The organism is Ruegeria aquimaris (genome assembly GCF_025751555.1).
Taxonomy (GTDB): Bacteria; Pseudomonadota; Alphaproteobacteria; order Rhodobacterales; family Rhodobacteraceae; genus Ruegeria_B; species Ruegeria_B aquimaris.
In genome coordinates this window covers 1-25,142 of the sequence record NZ_JAOWLB010000014.1, presented here as the reverse complement: position 1 = coordinate 25,142, position 25,142 = coordinate 1, and the positions used below count along the sequence as shown (strand labels likewise).

Genomic DNA, 25,142 nt, shown 5'->3' with positions numbered 1-25,142 from the left:
CACTCGTTTTCGCAGCAAAGGAGAGCGGCCCATGAACGGAGCCGATACCGCCTGGATCATCGTGGCCACGGCCCTGGTCCTCTTCATGACCCTGCCCGGCCTTGCCCTGTTCTACGGCGGCCTCGTGCGCGCCCGCAACGTGCTGAGCGTGTTCATGCACTGTTTCGCCATCGCCTGCCTGATGAGCATCCTGTGGCTGGTGGCGGGTTACTCTATCGCCTTTGGCGGCGGCACATCAGGTCTCTGGGGCGGGCTGGACAAGGTGATGCTGGCGGGCGTGACCGTCGACAGCCTCAGCGGCACCTTGCCCGAGATCCTCTTCTTTGCCTTCCAGATGACTTTCGCCATCATCACCCCGGCGCTTATCGTCGGCGCCTATGTCGAGCGGGTGGGCTTCGGCTTTGTCCTCACCTTCTCGGGCCTCTGGATGCTGCTGTGCTATGCGCCGGTGGTGCATTGGATCTGGGGCGGCGGCATGCTGGCCGATGGCGGCATCTTCGGCGAGACCGGCGTCAAGGATTTCGCCGGCGGCATCGTCGTGCATGAAACCGCCGGTCTGGCCGCGCTGATCATCGCCGTTTTCCTTGGACCGCGCCGCAACCGCACCACGCCGCCGCACAACCCCGGCTTCGTGATGATCGGCGCGGCGATGCTGTGGGTGGGCTGGTTCGGCTTCAACGGCGGTTCGCAACTGGCCGCCGATGGCGGCGCCGCCATGGCGCTGACCGTCACCCATATCTCCGCCGCCACCGCCTCGCTCAGCTGGGCGCTGTGGGAGCGGATCAAATACGGCAAGGCCTCGCTGGTGGGTCTGGTCACCGGCACCATCGCAGGTCTCGCCTCGATCACCCCCGCCAGCGGTTTTGTCGGCCCCGCCGCAGCACTACTCATTGGCGCCGTCGCCGGGATCCTGTGTCAGGAGGCGGTGAACCTCGTGCGCAACTGGCTCAAGATCGACGACACGCTCGACGTCTTTGCCGTGCACGGGGTCGGTGGCATCTTTGGCACGCTCATGATCGCCGTACTCGGTTCTGGCAGCTGGGCCGCACAACTGGGCGGGCTGGTGATCGTAGGTGTCTTCACAGCCGTTGTCACCATCGTGTTGATCAAGGTGGTTGCGCTCATTACCCCGCTTCGCGTAGATGCCGAGACCGAAACAAACGGGCTCGACCTCTCCGTCCATGGCGAGCGGGCCTATGACATGAGCAGCTGAGCCCACCTCGGCGCGCTCGCTCGCCCGAACGGGCAAGGAGCGGACCCTTCCCGGGTCCGCTTTTTTCATGGGCCACGACCATTCAAACCGGTCGCGCACGCCCTCCTTCCTCTTGCCGAAAATTTCCCCGCCGGAGGCATCGCGCGACCCGCGCGATACCCGCGTTAGCCCACCGCCAGGCGCGCCGCCAGATCGGCCGCGCGCCCGCCGGTGCGCAGCATTGCCCAGATCTCGTCGGCCACCCGCCCGCCGATCAGTTTGACGGCCTTGGCCCGCACCCGCTCCTCGCGCGCGGACAGGGTCATCGGCGCCATCAGGTCGTGCTCCGCCTCCTGCCGCACCCCGTCGCGCCGCAGCAGCTCCAGATGCGCCTGGGTCTCGCTCAGGCTGTCATCGGCCCGCACCTCGATCTTCTCGCGCAACGCAACCAGCCGCGGATCGGCACAGACCGCGTCCGAATAGCTGTCCAGCCGTGCCGTATCGTGCCCCAGCGCCCGCATCGCCAGCACCGTGGTATAGGAAAACTTGGACCCCAACCCGGTGGTCGGCGCGGGCTGGTTGCACACGCTCATCCAGCGCGGATGGGTGCGCACGGTCAGCGCCGCCACCTCGGGTTCCGCGATATCCAGGCTGCGCGCCGCCTCCAGCACCGCATGCAATCCGTGGCAGCAGGCATGGAACTTGTGGCTGACCTGCTCAAAGAGCCAGGTCTCGCCCAACCCCTCCAGCGCCGATAGGTCCCCGGCCCCGTGATGGGTCGCCCCAAACCCGAACGGGCCTTCCATCGCGTCCGGATTGGCGACAAATCCGCGCCGCACCAGTTGCACCGACTCGATCCCGGCCGCCGCCGCGATCCCTGCGTTATAGGGCTTGCCCATGGTGCCGAACTGCGCCTTCAGCCCCGCGGCCCGGGTCGCCGTCAGTCCCAGCGCCTGTGCCATCTGCGCGGCGGTGAACCCGGCCAGACGCCCCGCCGCCGCCGCCGCGCCAAAGGCGCCCGCGGTGGCGGTCTGGTGAAACCCGGCCTGGTAATGCCCGCGCCCCAGCCACAGCCCCACGCGCACCGACAGCTCCATGCCTACCAGCGCCGCCTCCAGCAGCTCGACCAGCGCCGCGTCGCGTGCCTCGGCCATGGCCAGCGCGGCCGGAAACACCGCCACCGAAGGGTGGCCGATATGGGCGAAATGGGTGTCGTCGTAATCCAGCGCATGCGACACCGTGCCATTGACCAGCGCCGCGCCGCGCAGCGGCGCCGCGCCCCCTCCGAACAGCCGCGCCTGGCCCGCGCCCCCCTCCTCCAGCACCATGTCGCGGACGATCCGCGAGACCGGCTCCTCGGCGCCTGCGCGGCCGACCGCGACCCAGTCGAGGGCAGACAATGACGTGACCAGCCGGGCGGCGGGTGTCGTGGTGATGGAACCGGTGGCGAATTCGGAAAGGGTGCGTGTCAACTCTGGCATGACGCGCAGTCTAGCGTCGGACGGACCCGCGTAAAGAGGGCATCGTTCAGGCGTAAAGCGCCCTTGCCCTCTCCTCGAACGCGCGCACGATCCGGTGCATCGCCTCGTTGAACACGATCCCGATCACCCCTTGCAGCAGGGCGTTCCTGAATTCGAAATCCACATGAAACGACACGTCGCAGCCGCCGCCGGGCGCATCCGCAAAGGCCCAGTCCGATTTCATGTATTTGAACGGTCCGTCCAGATACTCGGTGTCGATACGCATCTGCGCCGGAAACAGGGTCACCCGGCTGCCGAACCGCTCGCGGAACACCTTGAACGAGATCACCAGATCCGCCTCCATCACCACCGCTTCGCCCTCGGGCGTGGTCCGGCGGATGCGGGCCGCCGCGCACCAGGGCAGGAACTCGGGATACTTGGCCACATCGGCAACCAGATCGTACATCTGCTGGGCACTATACGGCAGGCGTCGGGTTTCCGAATGTGTGGGCATCTGTCCTTGGGCATTTGTTGATGACAATGGCGCGTCATGTCGTATGTTGCGCGCCAAAGATCAAGGGGGCTGCGATGACGGACCGCGCTTATGTGATTGACGAGATGATCTCGGCCAAGGCCATCGCGGCCCGGATCGAGGCGCTGTGCCGCGAGATCCAGGCCGAGTTCGCCGATACCGACAAGCTGGTTGTGGTGGGTCTCTTGCGCGGCAGCTTCGTGTTCATCGCCGATCTGGTGCGCGAGCTTGACCTGCCGATCGAGGTCGATTTCCTCGAAGCCTCCTCTTATGGCGACGCGATGGAATCGAGCCGCGAGGTGCGTATCCTCAAGGATCTGCGCAGCCCGATCGAAGGCCGCGACGTGCTGGTGGTCGAGGATATCGTCGACACCGGCCACACGCTGAACCATGTCACCCATCTGTTGCTCAGCCGGATGCCCAAGCGGCTGAAATCCATCGCCCTGCTGGACAAGCCCAGCCGACGCGAGGTGGATTTCCGCTCCGACTGGATCGGTTTCGAGATCCCCGATGAATTTGTGGTGGGCTATGGCATCGACTTTGCCCAACGCAACCGCAACCTGCCCTTCATCGGCAAGGTCCGCTTCGTCGAGGGGTAAGGAGCCGCAGTCACGGACTGCGCCCCACCCGCCATGAAAACCCTTTGATTCAACCACGGTCAGGGCTAGGCTTGGCTTCCCGGCAGAAGGAGGCTCTGGCCATGGCAAAAGGTATGACCGCATTTCTATGCATGCTGTCTCTGGCATTTGCGACCGGCACTGCCGAGGCCAAGGATGACAAGGGCAAAGGCAAGGCAAAGGGGGCCGACAAGGTCAAGATCGACAAGTCGAACGGCCCCAAGGTGATTCCGCCCGGCCAGATCAAGCGCTACACGCGAGGCGCAAAACTCCCCGGCGATCTCAAGTTCGATTACATCGACGATCTCGATAAATGGAAGCTCAAGCCGCTGCCGCCGGGTCAGCGCTACATCCGGATTGATGACGATATCGTGTCGATCTACGAGGATTCCCGCACCGTGATCGACGCGGTCGGCATCGTCTCTGATCTGTTGAAGTAAACTCAGGCCACGAAATCCCTGGACCGCGCCTCAAGCGCATCGCACAACAGTTTGCGGATCCGGATCAGACGGGGAACATCGGCCAGATCCTCGTGACACGCGACCCAGATCGGCGTGGCCAGGTTGCCCGGCAGGTCGATGTCGATCCGTTCCAGCCTCGGGTCCTTGCGCCCCACGAACACCGGCAACAACGCCTTGCCCACGCCCCGGGCGACCAGTTCCCGCAGCACCAGGAAGCTGTCACCCGACGCAACGACCCTTCCCTTGTCCAGCTGCGGCTCCAACCATGCCCAGGCGGTGGACCGCCGCATCGCCCCGTCGAACCCGAGCCAGCCCAGATTGGCGCAACCAGGCAAGGCATAGGCCGCGAAATGCATGGACACGGGCGTCTCTCCGACCAGTCCCTCGGGCAAGACCTTCGCAGGCCGCACCGTAAGCTCGGCTTCGAGCCGCGACAGGTTCAGGTGACTGTTGGTGGAAATCAGCGACAATTGCAGTTCAGTCCTCTTGCCGCACAACTCGGACAGGATTTCCGGCAGCACCGTCTGACACAGCGTGTCGGTGGATGTCACCCGCGCATGCCCGCCCAAAGGCGCATCGAGTCCGTCCGCCAGATTGCAGACCGAGGTGACCGCCTGCCCAACCTCCCGCGCAGCCGCGATCAGCCGCAGCCGATCAGGGCGCAGCGCATATCCGCGCGGTGTCCGGTCGAACACCTGGGTTCCGACGCTTTCCTCAAACGCCGCGATCCGGCGCAGGACGGTGGCATGGTTCACCCCCAGCTCACGCGCGGCACCCGCCACGCTTTGGGCATCCGCGACGGCCAGAACATATTGAAGATCATCCCAGTTCAATCTGTGCAAGAATACGTACCCTTTAGACAAAAACTCTGACTACTACGAGTTACCATCACAGATAAACTAGTCGCTGTCGCCAATTTTCAATCCAACAGTGGAGACGGTACATGTTTTCGAAAGCCAGAATTTCCGTTGCAGCCGCCGCGCTGGTCGCCATGACCGGCGTCGGTTTTGCTGCAAGCCACGCGCAGGGCGAGTTCGCCCGCGAGATCAAGGCGCGCCAGGCGCAGATGACGCTTTACGCCTTCAACCTCGGCATCCTGGGCGCCATGGCCAAGGGCGAGGCGGAATACGATGCCGAGGCCGCCGCGCTGGCCGCCAACAACCTTGCCGCCGCCAAGTCGATCTGGATGCCCACCGCCTGGCCCGCCGGGTCGGACAATGCCTCGGTCGAGGGCACCCGCGCGCTGCCCGCCATCTGGGCCGCCGATTCGGATATCGGCGCCAAGTCGCAGGCGATGGGCGAGGCGGTCGCGGCCCTTCAGGCCGCCGCCGGCACCGATCTCGAGGCGCTGCGGGGCGCCATCGGCCCGGTTGGCGCCTCTTGCGGTGGCTGCCACAAGTCGTTCCGCGCCGAAGAGTGACGCGCGCGCCGGTCCCGGTTAGACTGGGACCGGTATTTTTTCAGACGGAGGGGCGGATGCGGCTTCTGCGGATCGGCGCCATTCTCGCGGTCGCGGGCATTGCGGTTTTCTGGCTGCTCACCCGGCCCGAACAGGTGGCCCATGGCACTCTGGACGGCACAACCGGCGACGCCACACGCGGCGCGCTGGTCTTTGCCGCCGCCGGTTGCGCCTCTTGCCATGCCGCGCCGGGGGCCGAGGGCGAAGCGCGACTGGTGCTGGCCGGGGGCGAGGGCTTTGCCAGCCCCTTCGGTACATTCTACGCACCCAATATCTCGCCCTCACCCGAACACGGGATCGGCGGCTGGAGCGTGCTGGACCTGGCCAACGCGATGCTACACGGCACCTCGCCCGAGGGTCAGCATTATTATCCCGCCTTTCCCTATGTTTCTTATGCCAATGCGGAATTGGGCGATATCGCCGATCTGCACGCCTATCTGATCACCCTGCCTGTCTCGGACACGCCAAGCCGCGCGCATGACGTGGGCTTCCCCTTCAACATCCGGCGGGGCCTGGGGCTGTGGAAACAGCTCAACACGGGCAAAGGCTGGGTGATGACCGACCCCGCCGACGCGCAGGTCACGCGCGGGCGCTATCTGGTCGAGGCGCTGGGCCATTGCGGCGAATGCCACACCCCGCGCGACGCGCTGGGCGGGTTGCAGCGTGACAAATGGCTGACCGGCGGTCCGATCCCGGGCAGCAAGGGCCGCTTTCCCGACCTGACGCCGGGGACGCTCAAGTGGAGCGCCGAGGACATCGCCTACTACCTGGAAACCGGGTTTACCCCCGATTTCGACAGCGCCGGCGGCGCCATGGCCGAAGTGATCCAGAACACCGCGCAACTGCCGCCCGAGGATCGCGCCGCAATCGCCGCCTATCTCAAGGCATTGCCCGCAAACTGACCCGGCCCGCGCCGGTCAGCACTGGCGCATCGGATGTCAGGCCAGGCCCAGCTTTTTCTGCCTTGCGTCCCGCAGGCGCGCAAAATCGTCGCCCGCATGGTAGGACGAGCGCGTCAGCGGCGTTGCCGAGACCATCAGGAAACCCTTGCCATAGGCGGCTTTCTCATAAGACGCGAATTCCTCGGGCGTAACGAAACGGTCGACCCGGTGGTGCTTCGGCGTCGGTTGCAGATACTGGCCGATGGTCAGGAAATCGATATCGGCGGCGCGCATGTCGTCCATCACCTGGCGCACCTGCTGTTCGGTCTCACCCAGGCCGACCATGATGCCGGATTTGGTAAAGATCGACGGGTCCAGTTCCTTGACCCGTTGCAGCAGGCGCAGCGAATGGAAATAGCGCGCGCCGGGGCGCACCTCGGGGTACAGCCCCGGCACGGTCTCCAGGTTGTGGTTGAACACATCCGGTTTCGCCGCGACCACGACCTCCAGCACTTCGGGCGCGCATTTCAGGAAATCGGGCGTCAGGATCTCGATCGTGGTCGACGGGCTGCGATGCCGGATGGCGCGAATGGTCTGGGCAAAATGCTCGGCCCCGCCATCGGCCAGGTCGTCGCGGTCGACGCTGGTGATCACCACATGGTTCAGGCCCAGCTTTTCCACCGCATGCGCCACCCGGCCCGGCTCGAACGCGTCCAGCGCATCCGGGCGCCCGGTGGCGATGTTGCAGAAGGTACAGCCGCGGGTACAGATCTCGCCCATGATCATCATGGTGGCGTGGCCCTGGCTCCAGCATTCGCCGACATTGGGGCAACCTGCCTCTTCACAGACGGTGACCAGATTGTTGTCGCGCATGATCCGGCGGGTATCGGCATAGCCCTTGCCCCCCGGCGCCTTGACCCGGATCCAGTCCGGTTTCTTGGGTTGCGACTGATCGGGGCGATGCGCCTTTTCGGGGTGGCGCTGCTCGGGGATCTTCAGGTCACGCACGGGCGGGTTTCCCTTGGCTGAAACGGTTGCGGCACCCTCTAACATAACGCGGCGTCACTGGTAAGACCACTGCTGCATGGCCGCCATGCATTTGCCGTGCGGCACGATGCTGCACATGCAGCATTTCCCCGGTTGAAGCCGATCTGGAATCGCTCTACCCCTCGCCCGACCAATTGAAATTCCAAGGAGATCGTCTGATGAAGACAGGAGCATCCCTTCCCAATGTCACCTTCCGCACCCGGGTGCGGGACGAGGCGGTTGGCGGCCCGAACCCCTATCGCTGGCAGGACATGACCACCGCCGACTATTTCGCGGGCAAGCGCGTGGTACTGTTCTCGCTGCCCGGCGCCTTCACCCCCACCTGCTCGACCTATCAGCTGCCCGGCTTCGAAAACGGCTTTGGCGATTTCCAGGCCCAGGGCATCGACGCGATCTATTGCATGTCGGTGAATGACAGCTTTGTCATGAACAAATGGGCCGAGGCGCAGGGGCTGAAGAACGTCACCGTGATCCCCGACGGCTCGGGCGAGTTTACCCGCAAGATGGGCATGCTGGTGGACAAGGACAATCTGGGTTTCGGCATGCGCTCGTGGCGCTATGCGGCCATCGTCAACGACGGCAAGGTCGAGGCCTGGTTCGAAGAACCCGGCCTGATGGACAACTGCCCCGACGACCCCTATGGCGTCTCGTCACCCGAGACCGTGCTGAACTGGCTGGTCGCCGCAAATGCCGAGGTCGCAGCCTGATTCAGGCCGCCCCCCGTTCCACCAGCGCGGGCCGTCAGGCCCGCTGCGAATCCTCCCGGGCAGAGGGCCCCGCCTCCGCACCGCGCTCGGCCGTCACAATCTCCTGTCCGACGGACCGGATCACCGCAACCAGATCATCAAACCAGCTTTCACGATAGGTCGAGATGCGCCGCGCCAGCCCGACGATCCGGCGTGGCTCCGGCGTCGGAAACCGGTGCAGGCACAGATCGGGCACCGCCGCCGCCTCGGCCCGGGCGGCCAGTTCCGGCATCAGAGTCATTCCGAACCCGGCAGCAACCAGCCGCGACAGCGTCCCCAGCGACGAGGCGCCCATGTTGATCCCGGCCGCGTTCCGGTCATGGCCGCAGACCTCCAGCGCCTGATCGGTCAGACAGTGCCCGTCCTCCAGCAACATCAGTTGCGCGGGTTGCAGATCAGTGGGTCGCACCCGCGCGGTCTCCAGCTGCAACCGCTCCAACCGCGCCGCCGACCCCGCCAGCAGAAACCGGTCCTCGAAAAGCTCGACCGCCGTTAACCCGGCCTGCGCCACCGGCAAGGCCAGCACCGCGGCATCCAGCTCGCCCTTGTTCAGCGCCGCCAGCAATTGCTCGGTCCGCGCCTCGCGCACGTGGATTTTCAGTGACAGGTTCCGCGCCCTGAGCTCGGCCAGAACCCCCGGCAGCAGATAGGGGGCCATCGTCGGGATAAGCCCAAGCGACAAGGTCCCCTCTCCCGCCTGCGCCTGGGCAAACCGGTCCAGCCTTTCGGCATCGGCCAGCACCTGCTGCACCAGTGGCAGCACGGTGCGGCCAAATGGCGTCAGCACCACATCGCGGGCGCGACGCTCCACCAGGCGACCGCCGACACAGTCCTCCAGCGCCCGGATCTGCACCGACAGGGCCGGCTGCGACACGTGGCAGACCTCGGCCGCGCGGCCAAAATTGCGCTGTTCGGCAAGGGCGATGAAGTAGCGCAGCTGGCGAAGGGTAAAATTCATGGCCTCCTATGTGGCATCGCGCCGGGGATTTCACAACACCGGGCCGCACGACCCCAGGTTCAGCCGATATACCGGTCGTTCTCGTGCTGCTCTTCGTAATGGCGGCGCAGGCGCTGCAACGCGATCCGCAACACGATCTTACCCGAGCGTGCCGACCAGCCCATGCGCTTCTCCGCGAGCTCCAGCCCTTCGAGATAACAGCAGCACCGCAGCGCCACATCGCTCAGCCCCGGCCCCAGTTCCGCCAGCGCCCGGGCCACCCGGTCGCGCGCGGCCTCGGGCCCATGCCCGCCCCGGCGATCCGGCGAATATTCCGCGCGCACACCGCCGGTCAGAAACCGCCCCCAGTCCTGGGTGACATTCGGCCCCATCTGCGCCAGTTCGAAATCCTCGCGCAGCCGCTCACCCGCCCGTACCAGCGTGTCGCTCAGAAACGGGCTGCCATCGCGGTCCTTGCGCCGGGCCAGAGCGATCAGGGGACTTTCCACCGCACTATAGCGCATCCGCCGAGGCCGCTCGGCCGTCTCGTCATCCGTTGCCGTTGCCCGCGCCGGGCCGGTGAATGCGCTTTGCGCTTCTGCAAAACCGTCCTTCTGCACCCGCGCCCGGTTCTCGGCCTCGGCCAGCAACTGCCCCAGCGCCGCGCGCCCGGCAGAGGTAACGTAGTAGCGGCTGATCCGGCCCGGCTGGTCACAGGCGATCCAGTCCTTCAGCGCCAGCGCCTGTGCAATCGTGCAATCCACCACTGCCGTCCGGGTGCTGCCCCCCTGCCCGTCATCGCGCACCACGACGGCCTTGTCCATGTCTTCGGCCACGGCGAGCACCGCCCCGCTCTCGCACATGCGGCGCAGGGTCCGGATCGCCTCCTGGTCAAAGGTGGTATCGTTCGGAGTGTCTTTGGACGGCAAGGCCAAGGAAGGCATCGGGGCATGATCCTCTGGTTGGGTTCCACTGGCAGGGTCAGCGTCCGTTCTTGACCGCAGGGGCGGAAAATGCGACGCGGCCAGGGCTTGCAGGGCCGCGTCGACCAGTGGGTCGTCCCGGCGCAGCTCGACCTTGCGGATCTGACGCAACACCGTCGATGCATGGCACCCGGCCCCCCGCGCGAGATCGCGAATCGAAAAGCCGGCCTCGGTATGCGCAAGGTAGCGTTGCGCATTCTCCGGAACCCACTCCGGAACCCGGGCTACCAATCGGTTCACCATTGTTTCCGTCCTCAATGACAATAGAGCTGACCTTCTTATACAGCGTTAATCCCCCAAGTTATTAACACACCCTATGGTTGTTTTCGTTACCTGTTGGTTAAGAAACGCGCTGCAGCCCCCATGATTGTTTCGAAAGTCTAAACAGTCATGATCTCACCGTTCGGTGGAAAACCAACCCGTGCAACACCCTTCCTGGTTGTGCCAAAAAGAAGGCGGAAACGAATTCAAACGCCTGAGAGGTTCCGCCATGCAAGATCTGTTGACCATGTTGACGACATTAAGCCGGCCGCGATTGTTGATCCGCGCGGCGCGTCATGGGCAGTCGACCTACAATCGCGACAGCCATCTACAAAGAATTCTGGGATATGGCAGCCTGCCGCGTCCCGCCGCCGCGCTGCTGCGCCTAATCGAACTGGAACGCGACCTGGAAGAGCAGCGTTGCACCGACGATGCCGGGTACTCGCTGCCCCGCCACGTGGATCTTCTGATCGCGATGATGGGCGAGGCGGAGCTGCTCCAGGCAAACCGCGCCTCGCACCTTGTCTGATTACATGAACGAGTCCGGCATCGAGGCCTTCTTCTCGGCCACATAGGCCGCCAGCGCCCCGGCGATATCCGGGTCCATCTCCGGCTGGCGATACGTCGCCAGCAGCTTTTCGACCCGGTTCGAGGCCAGCGCATAGGTATCGCGCGCGCCCTCTTCTTCCCAGGTTTCGAACGGCTTGTAATCCAGCAAATCGGTCTTCCAGAAGGCGGATTTGAAGTTGGCCTGGGTATGGGCGCAGCCCAGGTAATGGCCACCCGGCCCAACTTCGCGGATCGCGTCCATCGCCTGCGCGTTGGTATCCACGGCGACCCCCTTGGCCAGCCCGTGCAGCACGCCCAGCTGATCGGCATCCATCACGAACTTCTCGAAATCCGCGACCAGCCCGCCTTCGAGCCAGCCACAGGCGTGCAGCATGAAGTTCACGCCCGCAAGCAGCCCCATGTTCAGCGAATTCGCGGTCTCATAGGCCGCCTGCGCATCCGGCAGTTTCGAACCGCAGAACGACCCTGCCGAGCGGTACGGCAGGTTCAGCCGCCGCGCCAGCTGTCCCGCACCATAGGTGATCAGCGACGCCTCTGGCGTGCCGAATGTCGGCGCGCCCGAGTTCATGTCGATCGACGACACAAACGCGCCAAAGATCACAGGCGCGCCCAGGCGCACCAGCTGGCTATAGGCGACACCGGCCAGAACCTCGGCCAGAACCTGCGTCAGCGTGCCCGCCACCGACACCGGCGCCATCGCGCCACCCACGATGAACGGCGAGATGATCGCGGCCTGGTTGTTGGCCGCATAGACCTCGAGCGCGCCCATCATGATGTCGTCGAAGGTCATGGGCGAGTTGATGTTGACCAGCGAGGTCATCACCGTGTTGTCGCGCACGAACTCCTTGCCAAACAGGATGCCGCACATCTCGACCGAATCCTGCGCCCGCTCGGGTGCCGTGACCGAGCCCATGAAGGGCTTGTCGCTGAGCGTCATATGCGCCATCAGCATGTCCAGGTGACGCTTGTTCACCGGAATGTCGGTCGGTTCACAGACCGTGCCGCCGGAATGGTGCAGCCATTTCGACATATAGGCCAGCTTCACGAATTTCTCGAAATCGGCCATGGTGGCATAGCGGCGGCCACCCTGGGCATCGCGCACGAAGGGCGGGCCATAGACCGGTGCCAGAACCATGTTGCGCCCGCCAATGACCACCGATTTCTCGGGGTTGCGCGCATGCTGGGTGAACTGGCTCGGCGCGGTGGAACACAGCTTGCGGGCCAGCCCGCGCGGGATTCGCACCCGCTCGTCCTCGATCTCGGCGCCCGCCGCCCGCCAGCGCTCCAGCGCCGCCGGGTTATTGACGAAGTTTACACCGATCTCCGCCAGGATGGTCTCGGCATTCGCCTCGATGATCTCCAGCGCTTCTTCGTTCAGAACTTCGAAGTTGGGGATATTGCGTTCGATATACTTGGCGGTTTCGATGTTCACCGCAGTGCGTTCGGCCCGCCGGGCCGCACCGCCGCCCCCGCGAGCGCGCCGAGTTTTGACCTCTTCCATGGTTGATCCCCTGGCTGATTGGTTTGCGTTGCACGCCTTTTATCAGGACTGCGCGCAGCCCGAATGTGGATTGCGGCGCTATCGGGGGAAAAGCGACATGTTTCGCGCACAAAGGCGACAGGATGACCCCATCTCGCCCCTTGCCTAACCCCCATGCGCGGCCTAAGAGCCTGACATGAGCCAGACATCCCATGACCGCCTCCTGATCATCGACTTCGGCAGCCAGGTAACGCAGCTGATCGCCCGCCGCCTGCGCGAGTTGAACGTCTATTGCGAAATCCACCCCTATCAGAACGTCACGATGGACTTCGTGCGCGCAATGGCGCCACGGGCCGTGATCTTCTCGGGCGGGCCCGACAGCGTCACGCGCGAAGGCTCCCCGCGCGCGCCGCAGGAAATCTTCGACTATGGCGTGCCGATCCTGGGGATCTGCTATGGCCAACAGACGATGATGACCCAGCTCGGCGGCCGCGTCGAATCCGGCCACGGCACCGCTGAATTCGGCCGCGCCTATGTGACGCCCAAGGGCAAGCTCGACATTCTCGACGGCTGGTTCACGGACGGCCGCGAACAGGTCTGGATGAGCCATGGTGACCACGTGGCCGAAATCGCCCCCGGTTTCGAGGTCTTCGGCACTTCTCCCGGCGCGCCCTTTGCCATCACCGCCGATACCAGCCGGCATTTCTATGCGGTGCAGTTCCACCCCGAGGTGCACCACACCCCCAATGGTGCAAAGCTCTACGAGAATTTCGTGCGTCTGGCGGGGTTCAAGGGCGACTGGACCATGGGCGCCTATCGCGAAGAGATGATCCGCAAGATCCGCGAGCAAGTCGGCGACAAGAAGGTCATCTGCGGCCTCTCGGGCGGCGTCGACAGCTCCGTCGCCGCGATCCTCATTCACGAGGCGATCGGCGACCAGCTCACCTGCGTCTTTGTCGATCACGGGCTGTTGCGCAAGAACGAGGCGACCGAAGTCGTCGGCATGTTCCGCGACAATTACAACATCCAGCTCATCCATGCCGACGAATCCGACCTGTTCCTGGGCGAGCTTGACGGCCAGTCCGACCCCGAGACCAAGCGCAAGATCATCGGCAAGCTCTTCATCGACGTGTTCCAGAAACATGCCGACACCATCGAGGGCGCCGAGTTCCTGGCCCAGGGCACGCTCTACCCCGACGTGATCGAATCGGTTTCCTTCTCGGGCGGCCCCTCGGTCACCATCAAATCGCACCACAATGTGGGCGGCCTGCCGGAAAAGATGGGCCTGAAACTGGTCGAGCCACTGCGCGAGCTTTTCAAGGACGAGGTCCGCGCGCTGGGTCGCGAACTGGGCCTGCCGCAAAGCTTCATCGGCCGCCACCCCTTCCCCGGACCGGGCCTAGCGATCCGCTGCCCCGGCGAGATCACCCGCGAAAAGCTCGAAATCCTGCGCGAGGCCGATGCGATCTATATCGACCAGATCCGCAAACATGGACTCTATGACGAGATCTGGCAGGCTTTCGTCGCCATTCTCCCCGTCCGTACCGTCGGCGTCATGGGCGACGGGCGCACCTATGATTACGCCTGCGCGCTGCGCGCGGTGACCTCGGTAGACGGCATGACCGCCGATTATTACCCGTTCACCCACGAGTTCCTGGGTGAAACCGCGACCCGGATCATCAACGAGGTCAAGGGCATCAACCGCTGCACCTATGACATCACCTCGAAACCCCCGGGCACAATCGAGTGGGAATGATCTGCTCCGACGCCTGGGCGTGACGGACCCTGACCGCCGAGTGGGATCACACCACTCGGCCATGCTGTATTGTCCGACTATGGTCGCGGACGGTGACGCGCCATTCAGGTGTCTGTCCTGCGCGCTCATACCTGCCTCTCGTGCCCAAGGAACCCCGGCGCCCGACCCGGCCCAATCCCCAGAGCTGGACCCGATACACGCGACCAGACCCGGGCCGACCGCCCCACCAGACCTAACCCATCGGACCCCGGCCCTGCCGAACCAAGCCTATCAGGCGAAACCCGACCTTCGCCCGCCTGCACATCCAAGACCAATTCACGATCAAGTTAGATCCAAAACCTTTCGAGTTCGTTAGCAGCACCCGTCTCTGCCCCGCGTTCGCCCTTGTACAAAACGGAACATTCGCCTCTCGGATCACGTACAAAACGGTCAATTCCCGGCTTGACGCTCCCGCCGTCGGCGGTCTTGATGGCGGCGCCAGAGTGACGGAGATTTCATGAACAACACCTCGAAAGCCGCGCTCTGGATGACCGGCGCCATCGCCTCCTTCTCGGCCATGGCGGTGGCCGGGCGTGAACTGAGCGCCGTGCACGACACGTTCGAAATCATGATGTACCGCAGTTTTGTAGGCGTGCTGGTGGTCTCTCTGGCCCTGACCTTCACCGGTAAATGGCATCAGGTCAGCACCCGCGCCCTGGGCCTGCATGCGCTGCGCAACACGGTGCACTTCACCGGTCAGAACCTGTGGTTCTTTGCCGTCACCGTGATCCCGCTGGCGCAGGTTTTTGCGCTGGAATTCACCCAGCCGCTTTGGGTCATCCTTCTGTCACCCCTCCTGTTGGGCGAGCGGATGACACGGGTGCGCGTGGCCGCGGCGGTGATCGGCTTCATCGGCATCCTGATCGTCGCCCGACCCGGTGCCAGCAGCCTGAACATCGGCATCCTGACGGCGGCAATGTCGGCCTTTTTCTTCGCCCTGACAACGATTTCCACGAAGAAGCTCACCCGGATCGCCAGCATCGGCTGCATCATGTTCTGGCTCACGGTGATGCAATCCGTTCTAGGCATGGTGGCCTCGGGCTATGACGGTCAGATCGCACTGCCAACGCTTGGCACCGCGCCGTTTCTTGTGCTGGTAGGGCTTGCCGGGCTGTTGGCGCATTTCTGCATCACCAACGCGCTGGCCATTGCGCCCGCCACCGTGGTCGTGCCCATCGACTTTGCCCGCCTGCCCACGATCGCGGTTGTCGGCATGCTGCTTTATGGCGAACCGCTCGATATCTGGGTTCTGGTCGGCGCAGCGGTGATCTTTGGCGGCAACTACCTCAATATCCTTGCCGAGACCCGCAACACGGCGCGGTAACGCCCGCTCAATCCCGCGCGAGCTGACCCTTGGTTAAGAGTTGACCGATCAGTACACCTTCATAACTTGATCTCAGAGTAACGGGAGATCCCCGCAGCCCCTCACCTGCGCGGGACGGAGATATCTGGGAGAGATCAATGAGATACGCGCTTTCGAGTGCGCTGGCTTTGTGCGCCCTGACGGTGGCGGCACAGGCGGGCGGCCTTGACCGGTCAGGCCAGGGCGTCAACATCCTGTTCGAGGACGGCGATGTGATCCAGTTTCGCCTCGGCTGGACCGATCCCCGCGTCAGCGGCAGCCTGGGGGGCGTGCCTTCGGGCAATGTGGCCAACAGTTTTGTCACCCCGCATTTCGCCTACAAGAAAGCGCTCACCGACCGGCTGGATTTCGCGCTGATCTATGACCAACCCTTTGGCGCCGACATCACCTATGACGCGGCCTATCCGCTGTCGCAAAACCCGGTGCCGGGCGGGCGCCGTGACGTGCTGAGGGCCAAGGCCGATACCGACGCGCTGACCGCCCTGTTCCGCTATCGCTTTGACCGGGGGCTGAGCGTGATCGGCGGCCTGCGCGCCCAGCGGGCCGAGGCCAGCGTCACCGTGCCAGCCGCCGCCGGATACAGTGTAACCACCGACAGCCCGGTCGATTTCGGCTATGTGGTAGGCGTCGCATGGGAGCGGCCCGACATCGCCGCACGGGTGGCGTTGACCTACAATTCGGCCATCGACCATACCCTGGAACAAAGCGAGAGCCTGAACCCGCCGCCGCCTGCGCCGCCGGGCTTCGTGGCCACCCTGCCCTCATCCAGCACGATCAGCACGCCACAATCTGTGAATCTGGATTTCCAGACCGGCATCGCCGCCGACACGCTGCTGTTCGGCAGCGTGCGCTGGGTCGACTGGACCGCGCTGGTCTACAACCCGCCCAACTATCCGCCGCTGAGCAACCTGGTCGATTACGACAGCGATACGGTGACTTATTCGCTGGGCCTTGGGCGCAAGTTCTCCGAGGCCTTCTCGGGCGCGGTGACGCTGGGATACGAACGGCGCTCAGGCGACAGCCTCTCCGACCTGGGCCCCACCGACGGGTTCTGGAGTATCGGTCTGGGCGGCACCTATTCGCTGGAGCAGGCCAAGATCTCGGGCGGCGTGCGCTATACCGATCTGGGCGATGCCACCACCAACAACGGTGCCCGCTTCACCGGCAACAGCGCCTGGAGCGTCGGGTTCCAGATCACCTATGCGCTGAACTGAGCAAGGCGCAGGAAACGGGTCGCGCCTGGGTACGAGGTCGGGCACAAGGACGTATGAGTGATCAGAAGACCCTTTCCGCGCGCGCCTGGGCCGAGCTGTTGCTGCTCGGCCTCATTTGGGGCGCCTCTTTTCTGTCCATCCGCATCGCGCTGGATGAATTGCCGGTGCTGACCACCGTGCTGCATCGGACATTCTGGGCGGCTCTGCTGTTGTGGGTGGTGGTGTTGATCGGTCGCATTCCGCTGCCGCGCGATCCCCGGATCTGGGCGGCTTTTCTGGTGATGGGTGCGCTCAACAACGTTGTGCCCTTTGTCCTGATGGCCTGGGCACAACAGCATATCGAAAGCGGGCTGACCTCGATCCTGAACGGGACAACGGCCATTTTCGGGGTTCTGGTCGCCACGCTGGTCTTTTCCGACGAGCGGTTGACCAAACGGCGGCTCGCGGGTGTCACGCTTGGGTTTCTTGGCGTCGCGACAACCATCGGCCTTGGGCATCTGGCCCAGTTCAGCCTGCGCTCGACCGCGCAACTGGCGGTTTTGGCCGGGACACTGTCCTATGCGCTGGCGAGCGCCTGGGCGCGGCTGCGGCTTGGCCATCTGCCACCGCAGCTGGCGGCTGCGGGCATGTTGACCGGCTCGACCCTGCTGCTGCTTCCGCTGACCCTGCTGGTCGATGGTCCACCGCAATTCGACCTGCAACCGCGCACCTGGGCCGCGGTCGGGTATTATTCGCTGGTCGCCACCGCCGGTGCCTATATGTTGTATTACCGCGTCCTGGCGATGGCGGGGGCATCGAACCTGATGCTGGTGACGCTGGTTATCCCGCCGGTGGCCATCATCCTTGGGGCCTTGGTGCGGCATGAGGCGCTGTCGGCCAACACCTATGCGGGTTTTGCCCTGCTTGCGCTGGGGCTGATTGTTCTCAACCGCCCGCGCCGCCGCGATTGACCATGGGCGTGAGGCCCATTAACAACGGCCCTGACAAGGGATAGCGGTGCAGAATGATCTACGGCTCGGCTCAGGAATGGCGCGATGCGGCGCGCAAGAAGGTGCTGTTTTTTGGCATGTCGGGACTGGGCAAGACCTATGTCTCGAATATTCTGCGGGATGCCGGAAACTGGTTCCATTACTCGATCGACTATCGCATCGGCACCCGCTACATGGGCGAGTTCATCGCCGACAATGCCAAGGCCGAGGCGATGAAGGTGCCGTTTCTGCGCGATCTTCTGATGACGGATTCGATCTATATCGGCTCGAATATCAGCTTCGAGAACCTCAAGCCGGTGGCCTCTTATCTGGGCACGCCGGGCGACCCGGCACTGGGCGGCCTCGACATAGCCGAGTACCGACGGCGGCAGGATCAGTTCCGCCATGCCGAGATCTATGCCCTTCTGGATACTGAATATTTCATCGACCGGGCCGAACGGCTTTATGGCTATCCGCATTTTATCTGCGACACTGGCGGATCAATCTGCGAATGGGTTGATGCCGATAATCCCGAGGATCCGATCCTGAGGAACCTCAGCCAGCACACGCTGATGATCTGGATCAAGGGCGACGAGGCGCATACCGAAAAGCTGATCCGCCGGTTCGATCGCGACCCCAAGCCAATGGCCTACCAGCCCGAGTTCCTGACCCGTGTCTGGGACAAGTACCTGTCGCTCAACGATCTGTCGCCCGACCGTGTCGACCCGCCCGCCTTTCTGCGCTGGACCTATGCCCAGGCGCTGGCGCACCGCCAGCCGCGCTATGCCGCGATGGCCGAGAAATGGGGGATCACCGTGACCGCAGACCAGATCGGCGCGGTCCGCAATGCCGCCGATTTCGATGATTTGATCGCCAGCGCCCTTGAGGTGCGCGCGGCACAGACCTAGCTTTCCCTTTCCCGATCACAAAGACAGCCCCCAAATGCCCATCAAGATCCCCGCACATCTGCCCGCCTATGACGTTCTCAGCCGCGAGGGCGTCATGGTCATGTCCGAGGATCAGGCCGCGCGGCAGGACATCCGCCCCCTACGGATCGGGTTGTTGAACCTGATGCCGAAAAAAATCCAGACCGAGAACCAGTTCGCCCGTCTGATCGGCGCCACGCCGCTTCAGATCGAACTGAGCCTGATCCGGATGACCGAACATCAGACCAAGAACACTGCCGCCGAGCACATGGAAGAATTCTATCGTCCCTTTCAGGAAGTAAAGGCCGAGAAGTTCGACGGGCTGATCATCACCGGCGCGCCCATCGAGCATCTCGAATTCGGCGATGTCACCTATTGGGATGAAATGCGCGAGGTGTTTGACTGGACGCAAACCAACGTGCATTCGACCTTTGGCGTCTGCTGGGGCGGCATGGCGATGATCAACCATTTCCATGGCGTCAGGAAACACATACTCGACCACAAGGCGTTTGGCTGTTTCCGGCACAAGAACCTTGCGCCCGCCTCGCCCTATCTGCGCGGCTTCTCAGACGATTTCGTCATTCCCGTCAGTCGCTGGACCGAGATGAAACAGGCCGAGATAGATGCGATTCCCGGCCTGAAGACGCTTCTTGGCAGCGACGAGGTGGGTCCATGCCTGATCGAGGATCCGGGCCATCGGGCGATCTATATCTTCAATCATTTCGAGTATGACAGCGACACGCTGAAGCAGGAATATGATCGCGACGTGGCCGGCGGAACCGCTATCAATGTGCCACTGAACTACTACCCCGACGACGATCCGTCCCGCAAACCGCTGAACCGCTGGCGCAGTCACGCGCATCTGCTCTATGGCAACTGGATCAGCGAGATCTATGAAACGACACCATACGACCTTGACAGGATCGGCCTGGAATCGACAGATCTGAGGGGGTGAGCCAAGATGCGCCTGATCCTCGTCCTGGCGCTGATTGCCGGTGGGTTCTGGGCCCTGACCCTGTGGCGTGCCGCCCGTCACGAAGACCGCGCCGAGGCCTCGCACCCGCGGCGCGGGCAATTCATCGAGGTTGACGGCACGCGCATCCATGCCGAGGTGCTGGGCGAAGGACCCGATCTGGTGCTGATCCACGGATCGAACGGAAGCACCCGCGACATGACCTATGCGCTGGCCCCCGCTCTGGCGCACCACTTCCGGGTCATCCTGTTCGACCGCCCGGGCTTGGGATACTCGGACGCCCTGCCCCACGACGCGGCGGGCATTGATCATCAGGCCGCCGTCCTGGCCCGTGCGGCACAGGCGCTGGGATCGGACCGACCGATGGTGCTGGGTCACAGTTATGGCGGCGCGGTGGCCCTGGCCTGGGCCGTCAATCACCCCGATGCCCTGTCGGCGCTCATCCCGGTGTCGGCCGCGTCCAACCCCTGGACCACGCCCCTTGATCTGCTGTACCGGGTCACCTCCAATCCCTTTGGGGCGGCCATCGCCGTGCCGATGATCACCGCCTATGTCCCGGATTGGTACGTGACCCGGTCGCTGGAGGATGTCTTTGCCCCGCAGGCCGAACCTGACGACTACGCCAACCATTTTGGACCGGGATTGTCGCTGCGCCGGGGATCGCTGCGCGCGAATGCGTGGCACCGGGCCATTCTGTTGGATGAAATCCGCGGTCTGCACCTACGATACGGCGAGATTGCCGTCCCTACCGAAATCGTTCACGGCACTGCCGATGACACGGTGAACTTCGAACTGCACGCCGTTAACCTGTCCAACCAGATCAAAGGCGCAAACCTGACGGCTCTCGACGGTATCGGTCATATGCCGCATCATGTCGCCGTGGACGCCGTTGTTGCCGCTGTGCTGCGTGCAGCCCAACGCGCGGGTTTGCGTTAGGTCGCGGCAGCTTCCATATTGGACAAGAACAACCCCGGCAAAGGACGCCTGCGGATGAAACACACATTTATCGGTGAGATCTCGCGCTATTTCAAAGACCGCGCCCCCGATGCAGTCCGCCGGGCCATCAAGGATGCAGGCAAGGACGATATTCTCAGCACGACCTATCCCTACGATGACGAGATCTCGTCCAAGACCTACGACCGGGCCATGGACGATCTGCAAATCGAGCTGGTCAAGATGCAGGCCTGGGTCAAGGAAACCGGCGCGCGCATCGCGATTGTCTTCGAAGGCCGCGATGCCGCTGGCAAGGGGGGTACAATCTCGCGGTTCCGCGAAAACCTGAACCCGCGCGGCGCACGGGTCGTTGCCCTGTCGAAACCGACCGAGGCGGAGCGCACCCAGTGGTATTTTCAACGCTACATCCAGCACCTGCCGTCTGCCGGTGAAATCGTTTTCTTTGACCGCAGCTGGTACAATCGGGGCGTGGTTGAACATGTGTTTGGCTGGTGTACGCCCGAGGCGCGCGAACACTTCTTTCGGCAAGCCCTGCCGTTTGAGCATGCGCTGATGGAGGACGGGATTCATCTGTTCAAGTTCTGGCTGAACGTCGGGCGGGCAGAACAGTTGCGCCGCTTCCTCGCCCGCGAGAAAGACCCTCTGAAACAGTGGAAGCTGAGCCCGGTGGATGTGCAAGGGCTGGACAAATGGGACGACTACACTTCAGCCATCGGAGAAACCCTGACCCGCAGTCATTCCGAGCGCTCGCCTTGGACGATTATCCGCTCTGACGACAAGAAACGCGCGCGCATGGCGGCGATACAGACCGTGTTGTCGACCATCGACTATGACGACAAGGATGACAAGGCGATAGGCAAGCCCGACAGCAAGATCTGCGGAGGCCCGGAAATCTGGGATGCGTAAACAGGGATACCATCACGGCAACCTGCGACAGGCCCTGATCGACGCGGCGCTGGAACTCATCCGGGAAAAGGGACCGACCGGTTTTACCCTGTCCGAGGCGGCCAAGACAGCCGGTGTAACCCCGGCCGCCGTCTATCGTCATTTTGACGGGCGCGAGGACCTCATCGCCGAGGCCGCGCGCCAAGGGTTCGAGATGTTCGCCGACCTGATGCAATACGCTTATGACAAGGGCCAGCCTTCGGCCCTGGCCGCGTTCGAGGCGACGGGCCGGGCCTATCTCGCCTTTGCCCGCAAACATCCGGGCCACTATATCGCGATGTTCGAAAGCGGCGTATCGCTAAATCGCGATCCGGACCTGGCCGCCGCTGCGAACCGGGCAAAGGCGGTTCTGGAACAGGCGGCATCCGACCTCAGCCAGCATATCCCGACCAACCGCAGACCGCCTGCGTCAATGGTGTCCGCCCATATCTGGGCCATGAGCCACGGGGTGGTTGAACTTTATGCCCGAAACACAGGTACCGCCTCACCTTTTCCGCCCGAGGATCTGCTGGAAACAGGGGTCGGGATCTATCTGCGTGGATTGGGACTGATCGAGCCCGACTGACAATGTCTCTTGCGTGACCCTGACGGGATCGGTACCCAGAAGCGGTAACTTCGGAGTAACGTCCCCGTGAGCCACTTGATCTCGAACACAACCCTTGTCCGCCGCGATCGTCTGAAGCAACTGCAACAGCGCGAAAAGTCGTGGTTCGATCTGGAGTTCCTCAAGGCAACCGCTCCGGACGACAGAAGCCGCTGCATCGACCTGCTGAAGGACTCCAGATCGCAGCTTCGCCAGGACCTGTTTGCCCTGACGCAATGCGGGTTCAAGACCGGCGGGTTCTTTGTCGAATTTGGCGCAACAGACGGCATCGAGCTGAACAACAGCTATCTGATGGAAACCCATTTCGGCTGGACCGGCATCCTCGCCGAACCGGCCCGTGGCTGGCACGATGCGCTCAAGGCCAACCGGAAATGTACAATTGAAACCCGCTGTGTCTGGCACACCACGGGCGAGACGCTCGCCTTCACCGAGGCACCGCGCGGAGAGAATTCGGGCATCTCGACCTTCGTCAAATCGTCACGCCGGTTGCGGGGCCAGAATTACAAGGTCGAGACCATCTCGCTGGTCGACCTGCTGGAAACCCACAAGGCCCCCGCGCATATCGACTATATCTCGATCGACACCGAGGGCAGCGAGTTCGACATCCTGAACGCCTTCGACTTCGACCGCTGGACCTTTGGGGTGATGACGGTGGAACACAACCACGCCCCCCAGCGGGAGGACATCCATGCCTTGCTGACCTCGAAAGGGTATCGCCGGGTGCTGGAGGACGTTTCACGATTTGACGACTGGTACCTGCGCGAAGGGTGAGACCTGCCTTTTCCAGGTAAGACCGAAGGGACGCAGGCTCGCGCGCGATCCTGCTGTTTTTTGGAAAAGCGTCGCATTTCGTGCGTCGTCAGCACCTCTGCCGGGGCGCAATCACCCTCGGGCGGCTGCAAACAGGCGCAATTGGCGGTCGGCGGGGAGTGGTCATGCGCTACGTCGGTCATCAGAAACAGCTTTGCGGGACTTAGCCGCCGCTCAAAATCCGTCAGGATGCCAAGATGACAAAATTGGTCAAATTCTAGCTGGTTCAGTTCTCTGGTAATCCGGCTGCCCGGAGGCCGTTTAACCAACGCTCAAGGAACTCCGGGTTATTTACCGTCTCGCGAATTTGGTTGCCGTGTCCGCTGATCGTAAAGTCGGGATCGAGCTCCAGAAGCTTGGCGGCCGCTTTTTTTGCTTCGTCTATTTCGCCGAGGCATGTAAGGTTGACAATCATTGCCCTGTAGTCCCATGCCCGGAGCGTCGGTCTACGCTTGATCGCTGCAAGTCCTTCGTCACAGCGCCCAACTGCCCAATAAGCGCGGGAAAGCTCATTAAAATACCAGCCGGGAGTTATTGGATTGATGTCAATCGCCCGCTCCATCAAGGCAACAGCTTCATCGCCACGACCGAGGTACAGCAAGGGATCATTTGAGACGGCCATCGCCTCACTGCTGCTTGGGTTCAATTCAAGCGCCATTTGATATCTTTTCACTGCGTCTTCGTGTTCACCCACGGCAAGATGAAGATCGCCACGCGCAATATGCGACTCATAAAATGTAGGATCCGCATCAAGGGCCTTCTCTGCGAATTCAATGCCTCGTCGAATAAGCTCATTGCGAGGTACATCGGGATAGACCCATCCCTGAAGCAAATCGAAATAAATTAAGGTTGCCATTCCAGCGTATCCGAAGGGTGCATTGGGATCTGCCTCAATGGACTGTTCGAACAGTTTTGCGGCTGCCTGCCTCGCTTCCGGAGTTCTTTTTTGGAACTCATTCACACCCGTCAGGTACCAGTGCAGGGCATCTACCTTTGGTCTTCCTCCGCTTGGTGGCGGTTTCGAGGTCAATTCGCTGCCGATCTGCGTAGCAATGCTTCGCACAATCCGCGATTGGACTTCGAATAACTCGTCGATGGTAGCGTCGAACTCGTCCGCCCATATGTGCGAACCGTCATGGCCATTGATCAATTGGACGGTCACCCTGAGCCTGTCCTTAGATTTCTGCTGACTGCCCTCGACCACGTAATCCGCATTCAATTGCTTTGCTATTTCGGTAATATCGGTAGGCTTGTCTCGGAAGCTAAAGCTTGAGTTTCGTGCCAGTACGAGAAATTCACGATAGCTGGCCAGTTCCGTAATGATACCTTCCGCAATTCCGTCGCTGAGCCAGCCTTTGTCGTCGCCGGTGCTGTGGTCGTCCAGAGCGAGGATGGCAATTCGCGGCGGACCTGAAGGCTTGGAATCGAAAGGGGATAGCCAAAAAAACAGACCTGCGCAAAGTGCCAGAATGACAGCCAATGCAGCAGACAAGAGTGGAGTGCGCCTTTTCTCCGGCGCAGGGGCTTCAGATTTAGCGCTGTAAACTTCCACCGGACGGTCAATATTTTTAAGACGCTTGGAACCCAGCGGGTGAAAATAGAAGTCAGTTTTGCCTTTGGCGTAGTCAGCCACCGCCTTACTGACGATGATACCGCCCGGATCAGCAATAGCTTCCAACCGGGCTGCAACATTCACGCCATCGCCAAGCAGGTCTTGGCCATTGGCAATCACGTCGCCAACGTTGACGCCGATCCGAAACAAAATCTCGCGTCCAGCTTCGGACGCCGAGTTGTAGCGGGCAACGCTGGACTGAATTTCCCATGCACATTTTACCGCTTCAACCACACTTGCAAATTCCACTAGGTCATGTTGACAAATGTCTGAGTCAAAGCCGGATGGAGGTAATGTCGATGAAACCCAGGAAGCTTTCCATGGTTTTGTCGTAGCGAGTTGCCACGCGGCG

The 25,142-nt window shown here is 62.8% G+C and carries 25 protein-coding genes; 17 read left to right on the top strand and 8 right to left on the bottom strand.

The window, feature by feature from the left end; translation table 11 throughout:
* The first annotated feature begins 31 nt into the window (after positions 1-31).
* Positions 32-1,213: an ammonium transporter gene (locus tag OE747_RS17030; RefSeq protein ID WP_263829753.1), complete on the top strand. Its 1,182-nt coding sequence runs from the start codon at positions 32-34 to the stop codon at positions 1,211-1,213.
* A 164-nt stretch (positions 1,214-1,377) separates the two neighbouring features.
* Here the strand turns inward: OE747_RS17030 and OE747_RS17025 are convergent, their stop codons facing one another.
* Positions 1,378-2,673 carry an MmgE/PrpD family protein gene (locus tag OE747_RS17025; RefSeq protein ID WP_263829752.1) on the bottom strand — a complete coding sequence of 432 codons (1,296 nt, stop codon included), beginning with the start codon at positions 2,671-2,673 and terminating at the stop codon, positions 1,378-1,380.
* Positions 2,674-2,719: 46 nt separating this feature from the next.
* Complete coding sequence (locus OE747_RS17020) at positions 2,720-3,166, bottom strand: type II toxin-antitoxin system RatA family toxin (RefSeq protein ID WP_263829751.1); 447 nt, start codon at positions 3,164-3,166, stop codon at positions 2,720-2,722.
* 74 nt (positions 3,167-3,240) lie between these two features.
* Between OE747_RS17020 and hpt the strand changes: the two genes are divergently transcribed.
* A complete protein-coding gene (hpt, locus tag OE747_RS17015) occupies positions 3,241-3,783 on the top strand; it encodes a hypoxanthine phosphoribosyltransferase (RefSeq protein ID WP_263829750.1) in 543 nt (180 codons plus the stop codon).
* A gap of 101 nt (positions 3,784-3,884) precedes the next feature.
* Positions 3,885-4,241, top strand: a complete 357-nt coding sequence (locus OE747_RS17010) for a hypothetical protein (RefSeq protein WP_263829749.1) — start codon at positions 3,885-3,887, stop codon at positions 4,239-4,241.
* A 2-nt stretch (positions 4,242-4,243) separates the two neighbouring features.
* Here the strand turns inward: OE747_RS17010 and OE747_RS17005 are convergent, their stop codons facing one another.
* Entirely contained in the window at positions 4,244-5,104 is an 861-nt protein-coding gene (locus tag OE747_RS17005) for a LysR family transcriptional regulator (RefSeq protein ID WP_263829748.1), read from the bottom strand.
* A 101-nt stretch (positions 5,105-5,205) separates the two neighbouring features.
* On the opposite strand from OE747_RS17005, the gene OE747_RS17000 reads away from it, so the two are divergent.
* Both OE747_RS17000 and OE747_RS16995 read left to right on the top strand, forming a co-directional pair.
* The gene (locus tag OE747_RS17000; RefSeq protein WP_263829747.1) at positions 5,206-5,682 is read left to right on the top strand and encodes a c-type cytochrome; all 477 of its coding nucleotides are present in this window, start codon (positions 5,206-5,208) and stop codon (positions 5,680-5,682) included.
* A 56-nt stretch (positions 5,683-5,738) separates the two neighbouring features.
* Positions 5,739-6,623, top strand: a complete 885-nt coding sequence (locus OE747_RS16995; protein ID WP_263829746.1) for a c-type cytochrome — start codon at positions 5,739-5,741, stop codon at positions 6,621-6,623.
* Between the two features lie 36 nt (positions 6,624-6,659).
* Here OE747_RS16995 and lipA read toward each other — a convergent pair whose 3' ends face one another.
* Complete coding sequence (lipA, locus tag OE747_RS16990) at positions 6,660-7,610, bottom strand: lipoyl synthase (RefSeq protein ID WP_263829745.1); 951 nt, start codon at positions 7,608-7,610, stop codon at positions 6,660-6,662.
* Positions 7,611-7,807: 197 nt separating this feature from the next.
* Here lipA and OE747_RS16985 point away from each other — a divergent pair, with 197 nt between their 5' ends.
* The gene (locus OE747_RS16985; RefSeq protein ID WP_263829744.1) at positions 7,808-8,356 is read left to right on the top strand and encodes a peroxiredoxin; all 549 of its coding nucleotides are present in this window, start codon (positions 7,808-7,810) and stop codon (positions 8,354-8,356) included.
* A gap of 34 nt (positions 8,357-8,390) precedes the next feature.
* Here OE747_RS16985 and OE747_RS16980 read toward each other — a convergent pair whose 3' ends face one another.
* Positions 8,391-9,353, bottom strand: coding sequence for a LysR substrate-binding domain-containing protein (locus OE747_RS16980; RefSeq protein WP_263829743.1), 963 nt, complete (start codon positions 9,351-9,353; stop codon positions 8,391-8,393).
* A 59-nt stretch (positions 9,354-9,412) separates the two neighbouring features.
* The gene (locus tag OE747_RS16975; RefSeq protein WP_263829742.1) at positions 9,413-10,558 is read right to left on the bottom strand and encodes a DUF6456 domain-containing protein; all 1,146 of its coding nucleotides are present in this window, start codon (positions 10,556-10,558) and stop codon (positions 9,413-9,415) included.
* Between the two features lie 247 nt (positions 10,559-10,805).
* Here OE747_RS16975 and OE747_RS16970 point away from each other — a divergent pair, with 247 nt between their 5' ends.
* Positions 10,806-11,105: a DUF6477 family protein gene (locus tag OE747_RS16970; protein WP_263829741.1), complete on the top strand. Its 300-nt coding sequence runs from the start codon at positions 10,806-10,808 to the stop codon at positions 11,103-11,105.
* Here the strand turns inward: OE747_RS16970 and OE747_RS16965 are convergent, their stop codons facing one another.
* Positions 11,106-12,647 (bottom strand): trimethylamine methyltransferase family protein, encoded by a 1,542-nt coding sequence (locus OE747_RS16965; protein ID WP_263829740.1) that lies wholly within the window; start codon positions 12,645-12,647, stop codon positions 11,106-11,108.
* Between the two features lie 175 nt (positions 12,648-12,822).
* Here OE747_RS16965 and guaA point away from each other — a divergent pair, with 175 nt between their 5' ends.
* The 10 genes from guaA (at position 12,823) to OE747_RS16915 (ending at position 23,139) form a co-directional block, all read left to right on the top strand.
* Entirely contained in the window at positions 12,823-14,382 is a 1,560-nt protein-coding gene (gene guaA, locus OE747_RS16960) for a glutamine-hydrolyzing GMP synthase (RefSeq protein WP_263829739.1), read from the top strand.
* A gap of 496 nt (positions 14,383-14,878) precedes the next feature.
* Positions 14,879-15,745: a DMT family transporter gene (locus OE747_RS16955; RefSeq protein WP_263829738.1), complete on the top strand. Its 867-nt coding sequence runs from the start codon at positions 14,879-14,881 to the stop codon at positions 15,743-15,745.
* Between the two features lie 137 nt (positions 15,746-15,882).
* Complete coding sequence (locus OE747_RS16950) at positions 15,883-16,998, top strand: OmpP1/FadL family transporter (protein ID WP_263829737.1); 1,116 nt, start codon at positions 15,883-15,885, stop codon at positions 16,996-16,998.
* Positions 16,999-17,051: 53 nt separating this feature from the next.
* Complete coding sequence (locus tag OE747_RS16945; RefSeq protein WP_263829736.1) at positions 17,052-17,948, top strand: DMT family transporter; 897 nt, start codon at positions 17,052-17,054, stop codon at positions 17,946-17,948.
* 53 nt (positions 17,949-18,001) lie between these two features.
* Positions 18,002-18,874 (top strand): ATPase, encoded by an 873-nt coding sequence (locus tag OE747_RS16940; RefSeq protein ID WP_263829735.1) that lies wholly within the window; start codon positions 18,002-18,004, stop codon positions 18,872-18,874.
* 34 nt (positions 18,875-18,908) lie between these two features.
* Complete coding sequence (gene metA / locus OE747_RS16935; protein ID WP_263829734.1) at positions 18,909-19,847, top strand: homoserine O-acetyltransferase MetA; 939 nt, start codon at positions 18,909-18,911, stop codon at positions 19,845-19,847.
* A gap of 6 nt (positions 19,848-19,853) precedes the next feature.
* Entirely contained in the window at positions 19,854-20,801 is a 948-nt protein-coding gene (locus tag OE747_RS16930; protein ID WP_263829733.1) for an alpha/beta fold hydrolase, read from the top strand.
* A 54-nt stretch (positions 20,802-20,855) separates the two neighbouring features.
* Entirely contained in the window at positions 20,856-21,725 is an 870-nt protein-coding gene (gene ppk2 / locus OE747_RS16925) for a polyphosphate kinase 2 (protein ID WP_263829732.1), read from the top strand.
* Positions 21,718-22,329 (top strand): TetR/AcrR family transcriptional regulator, encoded by a 612-nt coding sequence (locus OE747_RS16920; RefSeq protein ID WP_263829731.1) that lies wholly within the window; start codon positions 21,718-21,720, stop codon positions 22,327-22,329. The genes ppk2 and OE747_RS16920 overlap by 8 nt, the downstream gene beginning before the upstream one ends.
* Before the next feature lie 66 nt (positions 22,330-22,395).
* Positions 22,396-23,139, top strand: a complete 744-nt coding sequence (locus tag OE747_RS16915) for an FkbM family methyltransferase (protein WP_263829730.1) — start codon at positions 22,396-22,398, stop codon at positions 23,137-23,139.
* Positions 23,140-23,404: 265 nt separating this feature from the next.
* Here OE747_RS16915 and OE747_RS16910 read toward each other — a convergent pair whose 3' ends face one another.
* A complete protein-coding gene (locus OE747_RS16910) occupies positions 23,405-25,024 on the bottom strand; it encodes an adenylate/guanylate cyclase domain-containing protein (RefSeq protein ID WP_263829840.1) in 1,620 nt (539 codons plus the stop codon).
* Between the last annotated feature and the right edge of the window lie 118 nt (positions 25,025-25,142).

Bases quoted from the DNA above. Each gene is read 5' to 3' on its own strand.
- OE747_RS17030 (WP_263829753.1), top strand. From the start codon at position 32: ATGAACGGAGCCGATACCGCCTGGATCATCGTGGCCACGGCCCTGGTC.
- OE747_RS17025 (WP_263829752.1), bottom strand. From the start codon at position 2,673: ATGCCAGAGTTGACACGCACCCTTTCCGAATTCGCCACCGGTTCCATC.
- OE747_RS17020 (WP_263829751.1), bottom strand. From the start codon at position 3,166: ATGCCCACACATTCGGAAACCCGACGCCTGCCGTATAGTGCCCAGCAG.
- hpt (WP_263829750.1), top strand. From the start codon at position 3,241: ATGACGGACCGCGCTTATGTGATTGACGAGATGATCTCGGCCAAGGCC.
- OE747_RS17010 (WP_263829749.1), top strand. From the start codon at position 3,885: ATGGCAAAAGGTATGACCGCATTTCTATGCATGCTGTCTCTGGCATTT.
- OE747_RS17000 (WP_263829747.1), top strand. From the start codon at position 5,206: ATGTTTTCGAAAGCCAGAATTTCCGTTGCAGCCGCCGCGCTGGTCGCC.
- OE747_RS16995 (WP_263829746.1), top strand. From the start codon at position 5,739: ATGCGGCTTCTGCGGATCGGCGCCATTCTCGCGGTCGCGGGCATTGCG.
- OE747_RS16985 (WP_263829744.1), top strand. From the start codon at position 7,808: ATGAAGACAGGAGCATCCCTTCCCAATGTCACCTTCCGCACCCGGGTG.
- OE747_RS16980 (WP_263829743.1), bottom strand. From the start codon at position 9,353: ATGAATTTTACCCTTCGCCAGCTGCGCTACTTCATCGCCCTTGCCGAA.
- OE747_RS16975 (WP_263829742.1), bottom strand. From the start codon at position 10,558: ATGGTGAACCGATTGGTAGCCCGGGTTCCGGAGTGGGTTCCGGAGAAT.
- OE747_RS16970 (WP_263829741.1), top strand. From the start codon at position 10,806: ATGCAAGATCTGTTGACCATGTTGACGACATTAAGCCGGCCGCGATTG.
- OE747_RS16965 (WP_263829740.1), bottom strand. From the start codon at position 12,647: ATGGAAGAGGTCAAAACTCGGCGCGCTCGCGGGGGCGGCGGTGCGGCC.
- guaA (WP_263829739.1), top strand. From the start codon at position 12,823: ATGAGCCAGACATCCCATGACCGCCTCCTGATCATCGACTTCGGCAGC.
- OE747_RS16955 (WP_263829738.1), top strand. From the start codon at position 14,879: ATGAACAACACCTCGAAAGCCGCGCTCTGGATGACCGGCGCCATCGCC.
- OE747_RS16950 (WP_263829737.1), top strand. From the start codon at position 15,883: ATGAGATACGCGCTTTCGAGTGCGCTGGCTTTGTGCGCCCTGACGGTG.
- OE747_RS16945 (WP_263829736.1), top strand. From the start codon at position 17,052: ATGAGTGATCAGAAGACCCTTTCCGCGCGCGCCTGGGCCGAGCTGTTG.
- OE747_RS16940 (WP_263829735.1), top strand. From the start codon at position 18,002: ATGATCTACGGCTCGGCTCAGGAATGGCGCGATGCGGCGCGCAAGAAG.
- metA (WP_263829734.1), top strand. From the start codon at position 18,909: ATGCCCATCAAGATCCCCGCACATCTGCCCGCCTATGACGTTCTCAGC.
- OE747_RS16930 (WP_263829733.1), top strand. From the start codon at position 19,854: ATGCGCCTGATCCTCGTCCTGGCGCTGATTGCCGGTGGGTTCTGGGCC.
- ppk2 (WP_263829732.1), top strand. From the start codon at position 20,856: ATGAAACACACATTTATCGGTGAGATCTCGCGCTATTTCAAAGACCGC.
- OE747_RS16920 (WP_263829731.1), top strand. From the start codon at position 21,718: ATGCGTAAACAGGGATACCATCACGGCAACCTGCGACAGGCCCTGATC.